Origin of the sequence: Arthrobacter sp. MA-N2, from assembly GCF_000517125.1 — a bacterium.
In the GTDB taxonomy this organism is placed as follows: domain Bacteria; phylum Actinomycetota; class Actinomycetes; order Actinomycetales; family Micrococcaceae; genus Arthrobacter; species Arthrobacter methylotrophus.
Genome location: NZ_KI912156.1, coordinates 154,997 through 167,281, shown reverse-complemented (window position 1 = coordinate 167,281; position 12,285 = coordinate 154,997). Strand labels below are relative to the sequence as shown.

The 12,285-nt window shown below is 59.7% G+C and carries 6 protein-coding genes and 3 rRNA genes; all 9 read left to right on the top strand.

Going from position 1 to position 12,285, the window contains the following annotated elements; genetic code table 11:
• The first annotated feature begins 141 nt into the window (after positions 1-141).
• The 9 genes from rpmB (at position 142) to A3M3_RS0118920 (ending at position 12,110) form a co-directional block, all read left to right on the top strand.
• Positions 142-378, top strand: coding sequence for a 50S ribosomal protein L28 (gene rpmB / locus A3M3_RS0118960; RefSeq protein WP_028267657.1), 237 nt, complete (start codon positions 142-144; stop codon positions 376-378).
• On the top strand, positions 378-545 hold the full coding sequence (gene rpmG, locus A3M3_RS0118955; RefSeq protein WP_003798558.1) for a 50S ribosomal protein L33: 168 nt from the start codon (positions 378-380) through the stop codon (positions 543-545). Before rpmB ends, rpmG begins: the two co-directional genes overlap by 1 nt.
• A gap of 2 nt (positions 546-547) precedes the next feature.
• Entirely contained in the window at positions 548-853 is a 306-nt protein-coding gene (gene rpsN, locus A3M3_RS0118950; protein ID WP_028267656.1) for a 30S ribosomal protein S14, read from the top strand.
• 627 nt (positions 854-1,480) lie between these two features.
• Positions 1,481-3,006: ribosomal RNA gene (locus tag A3M3_RS0118945) — 16S ribosomal RNA — on the top strand.
• Between the two features lie 542 nt (positions 3,007-3,548).
• Positions 3,549-6,686: ribosomal RNA gene (locus A3M3_RS0118940) — 23S ribosomal RNA — on the top strand.
• A 170-nt stretch (positions 6,687-6,856) separates the two neighbouring features.
• Positions 6,857-6,973: ribosomal RNA gene (rrf, locus tag A3M3_RS0118935) — 5S ribosomal RNA — on the top strand.
• Together the 16S, 23S and 5S rRNA genes form the textbook arrangement of a ribosomal RNA operon.
• Positions 6,974-7,581: 608 nt before the next feature.
• The gene (locus A3M3_RS0118930) at positions 7,582-7,866 is read left to right on the top strand and encodes an HU family DNA-binding protein (RefSeq protein WP_028267655.1); all 285 of its coding nucleotides are present in this window, start codon (positions 7,582-7,584) and stop codon (positions 7,864-7,866) included.
• 105 nt (positions 7,867-7,971) lie between these two features.
• Positions 7,972-10,137: a cytochrome c oxidase assembly protein gene (locus tag A3M3_RS25950; protein ID WP_051423393.1), complete on the top strand. Its 2,166-nt coding sequence runs from the start codon at positions 7,972-7,974 to the stop codon at positions 10,135-10,137.
• Positions 10,137-12,110, top strand: coding sequence for an NHL domain-containing thioredoxin family protein (locus tag A3M3_RS0118920; RefSeq protein ID WP_028267654.1), 1,974 nt, complete (start codon positions 10,137-10,139; stop codon positions 12,108-12,110). Before A3M3_RS25950 ends, A3M3_RS0118920 begins: the two co-directional genes overlap by 1 nt.
• The last annotated feature ends 175 nt before the right edge of the window (positions 12,111-12,285 follow it).

Sequence of the window (12,285 nt, the reverse complement as noted above, 5' to 3'; positions counted from 1 at the left end):
TGATCATTGGCTGATTTCAGTCGAGTGATCCAGCCCTGCGGAAACTACCGAAAATGGTGTGGATTGGTTGCGGACGTCGCCTGTCGCACGGCAAGCAGGAACTCTGCTGACCGTTTCATTTTAATCTTTAGGAGAGTCGTCATGGCAGCAAACTGCCAGGTGACCGGAGCCGAGCCGGGCTTTGGACACAGCATTTCGCACTCGCACCGCCGCAACAAGCGTCGGTTCGATCCCAACATCCAGAAGAAGCGCTACTGGGTTCCGTCCCTGCGCCGTAATGTCACGCTGACCCTGTCGGCCAAGGGCATCAAGACCATCGACGTTCGCGGCATCGACGTAGTCGTCGCCGAAGTTCTGGCTCGTGGGGTGAAGCTCTAGTGGCAAAGGACAAGGACGTACGTCCGATCATCAAGCTGAAGTCGACTGCGGGAACGGGTTACACCTACGTAACCCGCAAGAACCGTCGTAACGACCCGGACCGTCTGGTCCTGAAGAAGTACGACCCCAAGATCCGCCAGCACGTCGAATTCCGAGAGGAGCGCTAAACATGGCAAAGAAGTCCAAGATTGCTCGCAACGAGCAGCGCAAGGTCATCGTTGAGCGTTACGCTGCCAAGCGTCTCGAACTGAAGAAGACCCTGGTTGATGCAAACGCGACTGACGAAGCACGCGAAGAGGCTCGCCTCGGCTTGCAGAAGCTGCCCCGCAACGCGTCCCCGATCCGTCTGCGTAACCGCGACATCATCGACGGCCGCCCGCGCGGTACCTTCCAGAAGTTCGGTATCTCCCGTGTTCGCTTCCGCGACATGGCTCACCGTGGTGAGCTCCCGGGCATCACCAAGTCTTCCTGGTAATCCAGAAGCACTAGAAGGGTCGGTAACCATTTGGTTGCCGGCCCTTCTTGCATTTAACCGTCAATTCGGTTCAAGTGGTGCAGCACACAACGCCAATTCACGACGCCGAGGGCTTCTTTTTACGAGGAACCGCCCATATTGCCCCGGATTGCCGGGGTTGTTCGTCGCTTGAGGGGTGAATTTGCGTGGGGTGGTTGGGGTGTGTAAAGTTATTCGAGTCGCCGCCGCTGGTGCGGAATGTTTGCGACCGACTCCCTTCCAAATGGAAATCATTTTCTGGTTCGTTTTTTGTGTTCCGGTGTGGTTTTGGGGGGTCCTGGATGGTGTTTTGTCTGGTGTGGTTCCCGGGTTCGGGAGTTGCGCGGGGCGGGCGGGTCTGGTAAGTTTGGGAAGTTGCTCCGGAGCGATCTTGGACCGTGTGGTTTGGGTGGTGTCGGGTGTGTCTGTTGTTTGAGAACTCAATAGTGTGCCAAGTTTGTTGATACCGATTTTTTATTGAATTGGTTGATTTTGCCGGGCCTTGTCTGTTTTTGTGGGTGGGGTCTGGTTTTCAGCTGGTTTCAAATTTTGTGCAGCCCTGTCGCCGTTGTTTCCGGTGGTGGTGGTTGTGTCTGTTTTTGTTTTACTTCAACGGAGAGTTTGATCCTGGCTCAGGATGAACGCTGGCGGCGTGCTTAACACATGCAAGTCGAACGATGATCTCCAGCTTGCTGGGGGGATTAGTGGCGAACGGGTGAGTAACACGTGAGTAACCTGCCCTTGACTCTGGGATAAGCCTGGGAAACTGGGTCTAATACCGGATATGACCGCTCCGCGCATGTGGTGGTGGTGGAAAGCTTTTGCGGTTTTGGATGGACTCGCGGCCTATCAGCTTGTTGGTGGGGTAATGGCCTACCAAGGCGACGACGGGTAGCCGGCCTGAGAGGGTGACCGGCCACACTGGGACTGAGACACGGCCCAGACTCCTACGGGAGGCAGCAGTGGGGAATATTGCACAATGGGCGAAAGCCTGATGCAGCGACGCCGCGTGAGGGATGACGGCCTTCGGGTTGTAAACCTCTTTCAGTAGGGAAGAAGCGTAAGTGACGGTACCTGCAGAAGAAGCGCCGGCTAACTACGTGCCAGCAGCCGCGGTAATACGTAGGGCGCAAGCGTTATCCGGAATTATTGGGCGTAAAGAGCTCGTAGGCGGTTTGTCGCGTCTGCTGTGAAAGACCGGGGCTCAACTCCGGTTCTGCAGTGGGTACGGGCAGACTAGAGTGATGTAGGGGAGACTGGAATTCCTGGTGTAGCGGTGAAATGCGCAGATATCAGGAGGAACACCGATGGCGAAGGCAGGTCTCTGGGCATTAACTGACGCTGAGGAGCGAAAGCATGGGGAGCGAACAGGATTAGATACCCTGGTAGTCCATGCCGTAAACGTTGGGCACTAGGTGTGGGGGACATTCCACGTTTTCCGCGCCGTAGCTAACGCATTAAGTGCCCCGCCTGGGGAGTACGGCCGCAAGGCTAAAACTCAAAGGAATTGACGGGGGCCCGCACAAGCGGCGGAGCATGCGGATTAATTCGATGCAACGCGAAGAACCTTACCAAGGCTTGACATGGACTAGTAAAGCGCAGAGATGCGTTCCCCTCTTGAGGCTGGTTCACAGGTGGTGCATGGTTGTCGTCAGCTCGTGTCGTGAGATGTTGGGTTAAGTCCCGCAACGAGCGCAACCCTCGTTCTATGTTGCCAGCGCGTGATGGCGGGGACTCATAGGAGACTGCCGGGGTCAACTCGGAGGAAGGTGGGGACGACGTCAAATCATCATGCCCCTTATGTCTTGGGCTTCACGCATGCTACAATGGCCGGTACAAAGGGTTGCGATACTGTGAGGTGGAGCTAATCCCAAAAAGCCGGTCTCAGTTCGGATTGGGGTCTGCAACTCGACCCCATGAAGTCGGAGTCGCTAGTAATCGCAGATCAGCAACGCTGCGGTGAATACGTTCCCGGGCCTTGTACACACCGCCCGTCAAGTCACGAAAGTTGGTAACACCCGAAGCCGGTGGCCTAACCCCTTTGTGGGAGGGAGCTGTCGAAGGTGGGACCGGCGATTGGGACTAAGTCGTAACAAGGTAGCCGTACCGGAAGGTGCGGCTGGATCACCTCCTTTCTAAGGAGCACCATTATTGCCCCTGTGCTGTCTGCATGGATGGTTCGGGGGTGTGTGGAAGCAAAGCCCATTGCGCAGGCGTTCGTTCTGCGGTGGGTGCTCATGGGTGGAATTTCAGCAGATAGCGGCCGGTGTTTTTTCTGTGCTTAGTACGGTTGTTCCTCGTTTTGCGGGGGGTGGTCTGGAAGGGTGCGGGGAGGGTGTTGGTGTTCGTGTTTGGCACACTGTTGGGTCCTGAGGCAACAGGGCCGGGAGGGGTTGGGTGGCCTGTGAGGGTTGTCTGGTTTGTTCCGGGTTTGTTTGTTTCTGGTTTCCTGGCTGCATGGTTCGTGCGTGTGGTTTCCTGTTCCTGTTGTGGGGGTGGGGGGCTGGTGCGGGGTGTGTGGTACGGGGTTGTTGTTTGAGAACTACATAGTGGACGCGAGCATCTAGGCGCGCGGCAGGCATTTTGGTGTTTGTTTGCGTGTCTTACAGCAATTTCTTTTTTATGAACCCGGCCATTTCGGTGGTTTGGTTCTTTCGAGAGTTTTTGATCTTTGTGTGGTCAAGTTTTTAAGGGCACACGGTGGATGCCTTGGCATTAGGAGCCGAAGAAGGACGTAGGAATCTGCGATAAGCCTGGGGGAGTCGATAACCGGACTGTGATCCCAGGATGTCCGAATGGGGAAACCCCGCCAGGGGCGTTTAGGCGTGATCTGGTGACCCGCATCTGAACACATAGGGTGTGTGGAGGGAACGCGGGGAAGTGAAACATCTCAGTACCCGCAGGAAGAGAAAACAAGAGTGATTCCGTTAGTAGTGGCGAGCGAACGCGGATGAGGCCAAACCGTTCCATGTGTGATAGCCGGCGGGCGTTGCATGGGCGGGGTTGTGGGACTTTCCGTACTGGTTCTGCCGGACCGGTGGGGTGTGGGTGCAGGCATAGGTGAACGGTCTTGAAAGGCCGGCCGGAGAGGGTGTTAGCCCCGTAACCGTAATGTTGTGTACCGCCTGGAGAGGATCCCAAGTAGCACGGGGCCCGAGAAATCCCGTGTGAATCTGTCAGGACCACCTGATAAGCCTAAATACTTCCTAATGACCGATAGCGGACCAGTACCGTGAGGGAAAGGTGAAAAGTACCCCGGGAGGGGAGTGAAACAGTACCTGAAACCGTGTGCTTACAATCCGTCGGAGCAGCCTTGTAGTTGTGACGGCGTGCCTTTTGAAGAATGAGCCTGCGAGTTAGTGTTACGTCGCGAGGTTAACCCGTGTGGGGTAGCCGTAGCGAAAGCGAGTCTGAATAGGGCGAGTTAGTGGCGTGATCTAGACCCGAAGCGGAGTGATCTACCCATGGCCAGGTTGAAGCGACGGTAAGACGTCGTGGAGGACCGAACCCACTTCAGTTGAAAATGGAGGGGATGAGCTGTGGGTAGGGGTGAAAGGCCAATCAAACTCCGTGATAGCTGGTTCTCCCCGAAATGCATTTAGGTGCAGCGTTGCGTGTTTCTTGCCGGAGGTAGAGCTACTGGATGGCCGATGGGCCCTACAAGGTTACTGACGTCAGCCAAACTCCGAATGCCGGTAAGTGAGAGCGCAGCAGTGAGACTGTGGGGGATAAGCTTCATAGTCGAGAGGGAAACAGCCCAGACCACCAACTAAGGCCCCTAAGCGTGTGCTAAGTGGGAAAGGATGTGGAGTTGCGAAGACAACCAGGAGGTTGGCTTAGAAGCAGCCATCCTTGAAAGAGTGCGTAATAGCTCACTGGTCAAGTGATTCCGCGCCGACAATGTAGCGGGGCTCAAGTACACCGCCGAAGTTGTGGATTTCAGATAGTAGACAAGCCTTCGTGGTTCAGTCGTCTGGAGTGGTAGGGGAGCGTCGTGTGGGCGGTGAAGTCGCGGTGTAAACCAGCGGTGGAGCCTACACGAGTGAGAATGCAGGCATGAGTAGCGAAAGACGGGTGAGAAACCCGTCCGCCGAATGATCAAGGGTTCCAGGGTCAAGCTAATCTGCCCTGGGTAAGTCGGGACCTAAGGCGAGGCCGACAGGCGTAGTCGATGGACAACGGGTTGATATTCCCGTACCGGCGAAGGACCGCCCATGCCAAGCGGGGGATACTAACCGCCCGGAGCCTGCCCAATCACCCTTGTGGTGTGCGGGTTTTGGCCGAGCGCGGGATCTGATCCCGGGAGGTAAGCGTATTAACAGGTGTGACGCAGGAAGGTAGCCGGGCCGGGCGATGGTTGCCCCGGTCTAAGGATGTAGGGTCAGCGATAGGCAAATCCGTCGCTGTGTCTTTGATGACGTTCCTGAGATCTGATGGGACCCCCGTTCGGGGGGATCCGGTGATCCTATGCTGCCTAGAAAAGCATCGACGCGAGGTTCCAGCCGCCCGTACCCCAAACCGACACAGGTGATCAGGTAGAGAATACCAAGGCGATCGAGAGAATTATGGTTAAGGAACTCGGCAAAATGCCCCCGTAACTTCGGGAGAAGGGGGGCCCCTACCTTGAACACCACTTGCTGGTGGGAGGGGATCGGGGCCGCAGAGACCAGGGGGAAGCGACTGTTTACTAAAAACACAGGTCCGTGCGAAGTCGCAAGACGATGTATACGGACTGACTCCTGCCCGGTGCTGGAAGGTTAAGAGGACCGGTTAGCCGCAAGGCGAAGCTGAGAATTTAAGCCCCAGTAAACGGCGGTGGTAACTATAACCATCCTAAGGTAGCGAAATTCCTTGTCGGGTAAGTTCCGACCTGCACGAATGGAGTAACGACTTCCCCGCTGTCTCAACCATAAACTCGGCGAAATTGCAGTACGAGTAAAGATGCTCGTTACGCGCAGCAGGACGGAAAGACCCCGAGACCTTTACTATAGTTTGGTATTGGTGTTCGGAGTGGCTTGTGTAGGATAGGTGGGAGACGTTGAAGCCCGGACGCCAGTTCGGGTGGAGTCATCGTTGAAATACCACTCTGGTCACTTTGGACATCTAACTTCGGCCCGTGATCCGGGTCAGGGACAGTGCCTGATGGGTAGTTTAACTGGGGCGGTTGCCTCCTAAAAAGTAACGGAGGCGCCCAAAGGTTCCCTCAGCCTGGTTGGCAATCAGGTGTCGAGTGTAAGTGCACAAGGGAGCTTGACTGTGAGAGAGACATCTCAAGCAGGGACGAAAGTCGGGACTAGTGATCCGGCGGTACATTGTGGAATGGCCGTCGCTCAACGGATAAAAGGTACCTCGGGGATAACAGGCTGATCTTGCCCAAGAGTCCATATCGACGGCATGGTTTGGCACCTCGATGTCGGCTCGTCGCATCCTGGGGCTGGAGTAGGTCCCAAGGGTTGGGCTGTTCGCCCATTAAAGCGGTACGCGAGCTGGGTTTAGAACGTCGTGAGACAGTTCGGTCCCTATCCGCTGCGCGCGCAGGAAATTTGAGAAGGGCTGTCCTTAGTACGAGAGGACCGGGACGGACGAACCTCTGGTGTGTCAGTTGTACTGCCAAGTGCACCGCTGATTAGCTACGTTCGGATGGGATAACCGCTGAAAGCATCTAAGCGGGAAGCTCGCTTCAAGATGAGATTTCCAGACACCTCGTGTGTGAGAGGCCCCCAGCCAGACCACTGGGTTGATAGGCCGGATGTGGAAGACAGGACTAAAGACTGTTGAAGCTGACCGGTACTAATAGGCCGATAACTTACACCACACAACCATTACTGCTTGCGTCCACTATGTGGTTCCCGAACAACAAAACCCGTTGCTCCAGGAACCAACAACCGAATAACAACACCACCAAACCCCTCAACCGGGTTTGGACAAGTTGTAACCAGACTTCCCACCCCCCGCCACACGGCGAAGGGGGACGGGTAACAGGGTTACGGCGGTCATAGCGTGGGGGAAACGCCCGGTCCCATTCCGAACCCGGAAGCTAAGACCCACAGCGCCGATGGTACTGCACCCGGGAGGGTGTGGGAGAGTAGGACACCGCCGGACAACCATTAATGTTCAGGCCCCGACACACATGTCGGGGCCTGAACCATTTAAACCACCCACCCAACCACACCCACCAACCCGCGGGCCCAAACCCTCCATCACGTATCGGGCGCTTCACCCCAACCCTCCATCACCTATACGTGAGCGGGCGTCCGGCCCTAACGCGGCATAGGTGAGCGGGCGTCGGCCCGGACCGCGGTATAGGTGAGCGGGCGTCGGCCCGGACCGCGGTATAGGTGAGCGGGCGTCGGCCCGGACCGCGGTATAGGTGAGCGGGCGTTCCACCCAACCCTCCATCACGTATCGGGCGTTTCACCCAAACCCTCCATCACCTACAAGTGAGCGGGCGTCGGGCCGGGACCGCGCATACGTGAGCGGGCGTCCGGCCCGAACCGCGCATACGTGAGCGGGCGTCTTGGGGGCCTGGGAGTTCGCCCGCGGCGGAATTGGCCCCCAAAAGAGCCTGAAATAGGGTGAATTTGGTCAAAAAAGCGCGGAAACACGGGGAATTTGCTGGCCGTGTCCGTCCAAGCTGGTAAGTTTTCGAACAGTGGCTCGCGCGCATGCCGTGTGTGAGCTCCAAAATCGTAAAGTCCAGGAGGACACAAATGGCTAAGAACCGTAGCGAACTCGTTTCCGAGGTAGCTGGCAAAGCTGGCACAAGCCAGGCTGCAGTCAACTCCGTGCTCGATGCACTGTTCGAAGTTTTCGAGACTTCCGTCGCCGCCGGCGAAAAGATCACCATTCCGGGCTGGCTCGCAATCGAGCGCACCGACCGCGCAGCCCGCACGGGCCGTAACCCCCAGACCGGCGAGACCATCCAGATCGCCGCTGGCCACAGCGTTAAGCTGACCGCTGGCTCCAAGCTGAAGGCAGCTGTCTCCAAGAAGTAAGACACTTCGGCGAACGGCTCGAAAGGCGGCAACCTGCGGGTTGCCGCCTTTCTGCTTTAGTCAGCTCGATTCGCGGCGCCGCCAACGTTAGCGGACAATGGATAGGTGCCGTCAGCCAAAACACCCGCCACCGCCCCCTCGCCCGCTTCCAAGCCGGGAAGAAAGGCAGTTGCCGTCGTGGAAGGGATCTCCCTCCCATGGCAGCTGGCTGGCTTCGCTGCGCTCCTTTTAGCGCTCGTGGCTGCCTTGGTCTTCTCCGGCGCCTCAGCCGCACGGCAGGTGTCCGATCCAGGTGCCCTGGTCCGTTGGGGCCTGCCGGTGGCCACAGCGGTCCACAACATATCGTTGGCGACCGTGATTGGCGGACTGATCTTCGCCGTCGGCATCCTTCCCCGGAATGCGTCCGGCTCCAGGGGCAGCGATGCCACTGAACACCCCGCGTTCGCCCGTGCCTTGGCCGTAGCGGCAGCCGCAGGTGCCGTGTGGACGCTCTCCGCCGTCGCGGTCCTTGTCCTGACCTACGCCGACGTGGCGGGCCAAGGTCTGTCCGGTGACGCGCAGTTCACTGCCTCCCTCGTGTACTTCATGACGGACATCCAGACGGGCCAGGCTTGGCTCGCCGTGACCATCATTGCCGCGATTGTCACGACGGCGCTGTTCGGCGTCCGCTCGCTGGCAGGACTCGCGCTGACGCTTGCGTTGGCGCTGGGCGGCTTGGTGCCGAGCGCGCTGATTGGCCACTCTGCGAGTTCCAGCGACCATGAAGGCGCCATCAACTCCCTTGGCCTTCACCTGGTGGGCGTGTCCGCTTGGGTGGGCGGCATCATCATGCTCGGAGTTCTCTCGGGTATCTTGCGGGGTTCGAAGGCACTGGGCGCCAAGGACATCACTGCTCAGACACTTGGCCGTTTCTCCACCTTGGCTGGCTATGCCTTCGTGCTGGTGTTCGCCTCAGGAGTGATCAACGCGAGTATCCGCGTCACGACCTTCTCGGCCTTGGTAGGTACCCCATACGGTCAGATCATCCTGGCCAAGGCCTTCGCCACGGTTGTCCTCGGCGGTGTCGGCTTGATGCACCGGCAATGGGTGATCCCGCAGCTGGCCCGAAAATCGATGAGCACGCGCCGCGTTCTGTGGCAGCTTGTGCTCGTGGAACTGTTGGTGATGGGCGCGACGTCGGGACTCGCCGTCGCGCTGGCCAGTTCGGCGCCACCGCAGCTCGCCACCTACGCACCCGATGCGTCGCCGGCGTTCATTTTGTCCGGCTACGAGTTGCCGCCCGAACTCACCCCTGTGCGCTGGCTGACCGAATGGCGGCTCGACTGGCTATGGGTTGCCGTGGCCCTCTTCGGCGCGGTGAGCTACATCCAGGGAGTCGTCAAGGTTCGCAAACGCGGCGACTCCTGGTCCGTGTTCCGGACCGTGAACTGGATGATCGGTTTGGTTGTACTGACGTACATCACGTCCGGGCCACCCTCGGTTTACGGCCGGGTGCTGTTCTCCGCACACATGGTGGACCACATGGCGCTGACCATGGTGGCCCCGCTTTTCCTGGTGCTCGGTTCACCGGTGACCCTGGCATTGCGTGCGCTGCCATCGCGCGGCGAAGGATCCCGCAGGGATGGGTCCCGTGGACTCCGGGAGTGGATCCTTGTGTTCGTGCATTCCAAGTTCTCGCAAGTGGTGACCCACCCGCTGTTTGCCGCTGCGAACTTCGCTGGTTCCATCGTCTTGTTCTACTTCTCGGACGCATTCGGCTTCGCGATGCGTGAGCACGTGGGCCATGAGCTCATGAACCTCCACTTCCTCCTGACCGGCTACATCTTTGTGCTCACGATGATCGGCTCGGACCCGTTGCCTCGCCGGGCCCCCTACCCCATGCGCTTGCTTCTCTTGCTTGCCACCATGGGCTTCCACGCATTCTTCGGGGTGGCCATCATGGGTGGCACCGGCTTGCTGGCTGCGGACTACTTCGGCAACCTTGGCCGGACATGGGGGCCCTCTGCCCTGTTGGACCAGCAGACGGGCGGCGCCGTGGCGTGGGGAATCGGCGAAGTGCCCACCTTGCTGGTGGCGATCGGCGTCGCGGTCATGTGGTCCCGTTCGGATGAGCGGGAGACGAAGCGGACCGATCGGGCGGCAGACAGGAATAACAACGCCGACCTTAATGCTTACAACGATATGTTTGCGCGGCTTGCAGACCGCGACGCCAAACTGGCGGGCGGGGACTCAAAGCAGCCCGAAAGCAAGACCAACCTGGAAGGACGCTGATGAGCGAAACCGTACGCACCCAACTGCGTGTCCGTGCCTCTGAACTGGTGGGCCGTGGCTGGCTCAACACCGGCGGGAAGGCACTGGACCTGGAATCGCTGCGCGGCAAGATCGTGCTGCTGGATTTCTGGACGTTCTGCTGCATCAACTGCCTGCATGTCCTGGATGAGCTGCGCCCGCTCGAGGAAAAGTACGCCGACGTCCTGGTGACGGTCGGCGTGCACTCTCCCAAATTCGAGCACGAAGCCGATCCCGTAGCCCTCGCATCCGCCGTGGAGCGCTACGAAATCCGCCACCCCGTGCTGGACGACCCGGAGCTCGCCACGTGGAAGGCCTATACGGCCCGCGCTTGGCCCACGCTGGTAGTCGTGGACCCCGAGGGGTACATCGTGGCGCACCTCTCCGGTGAGGGGCACGCCGACGGCCTTGCAGTGCTCCTTGAGGAGCTCGTGGCCGAGCACGAAGCCAAGGGGACCCTCCACCGCGGTGACGGACCCTACGTGGCTCCCGTCCCGACGTCGGGCACTCTTCGCTTCCCGGGCAAGGCGACCCAGCTGGACAACGGCAACTACCTCGTGGTCGACTCCGGTCACCACCGCCTCGTGGAACTGCGCCCCGACCTTGAAACCGTGGAGCGCATTATTGGCTCCGGGACCAAGGGATACCTGGATGGCACCGCGGAAATCGCCCAGTTCAACGAGCCCCAGGGCGTGGCGGTGCTGCCGTCGTCGCTGGCTTGGCAGCTCGGCTACGAGGCTGTTGTCGCGGACACCGTGAACCATCGCCTCCGCGGTGTCACGCTCAGCTCCGGTTATGTGCAGACTGTTGCTGGCAATGGCGTGCAGCGCCTGCTCGACGCCGGTCCTGCCCGCGTGACGGAAAGCGGTGCCGGCGCTTGGGCTGAGCACCACGACGCCGGTCCGGCTGACTTCGCGGCCGACGCGGTGGACGTCGGGGTGCTGGGTATTGGGACCGGGGTGTCCCTGTCCTCGCCGTGGGACGTGGTGTGGAGCGAGAAGCTGCAGCGGGTTGTTATCGCCATGGCGGGCACTCACCAGATTTTCACTTTCGAGCCCTTGAGCGGCGAAGTGTCCATCCTGGCCGGCTCGGGCCTTGAGGGCCTGCTTGACGGAGCTGCGGAGGAAGCTTGGTTCGCCCAGCCTTCCGGACTGGCTGTCGATGCGGACCACAACATCTGGGTGGCCGATTCCGAGACCTCGGCATTGCGCCGCCTGGTGCTTCGCGAAACCGGCGTCACCGTGGAGTCGGCCGTCGGCAAGGGGCTATTCGATTTCGGCTTCCGCGACGGCCAAGCCGCCGAAGCACGCCTGCAGCACCCCTTGGGGGTCACGGTGCTTCCCGATGGATCCGTGGCTGTGGCTGACACCTACAACGGTGCCGTGCGGCGCTACGACCCCGCCACCAAGACGGTGTCCACTTTGGCGAGGGGCCTCACGGAGCCGAGCGACGTCGTCGTGGTCTACCCGGAAGGCGGCGAGCCGTTGCTGGTGGTGGTGGAATCCAACAAGCACCAGCTGGTTCTGGTTCCCATCCCCAAGGAAGCCCAGCAGGTGGATGAAGGGGCATCTCAAACGCAGCGGCCCAAAAGCCCTGTGGCGCCGGGCAAGCTGGAACTCACGGTGCGCTTCGCTGCCCCGACCGGACAGAAACTCGACGACCGCTGGGGCGACCCTACGCAACTGAAGATCTCGTCCACCCCTCCCGAGCTGCTGCTGTCCGGCGGTGGCACATCCGTGGGCTTGTTGCGGGCCCTGGAGCTGTCCGCGGACGTCCCTGAGGGAATTCTCCACATTACGGCTCGTGCAGCCGCATGTGATGGTCCTGAGACCGAGGACGGCGAAATCCCCGACCACGCCGCGTGCCACTTGTACCAGCAGGACTGGGGCATCCCTGTGGTTTTGCAGGCCGACGGCGATTCCGAGCTGGTGCTTGACCTGCGCGGTATGGACTAAGCTCCGGTTGGCTGGGCGGCTGCGTCACGTCTCGCATCTTTTTGGCTCCTTGTGCCGGTACCGGTCCCGGAGATCCGGGGTTTTGAGTACTGAGGGCCGCCAAAAAACTGCACGGCGTGACGCTGAATTGTCCACATAGGCCAAGAGAAAGCCGACGGCGTCGCCTCCGGGCGGC

Coding starts and splice junctions, on each gene's coding strand:
- rpmB (WP_028267657.1), top strand. CDS start 142: ATGGCAGCAAACTGCCAGGTGACCGGAGCCGAGCCGGGCTTTGGACAC.
- rpsN (WP_028267656.1), top strand. CDS start 548: ATGGCAAAGAAGTCCAAGATTGCTCGCAACGAGCAGCGCAAGGTCATC.
- A3M3_RS0118930 (WP_028267655.1), top strand. CDS start 7,582: ATGGCTAAGAACCGTAGCGAACTCGTTTCCGAGGTAGCTGGCAAAGCT.
- A3M3_RS0118920 (WP_028267654.1), top strand. CDS start 10,137: ATGAGCGAAACCGTACGCACCCAACTGCGTGTCCGTGCCTCTGAACTG.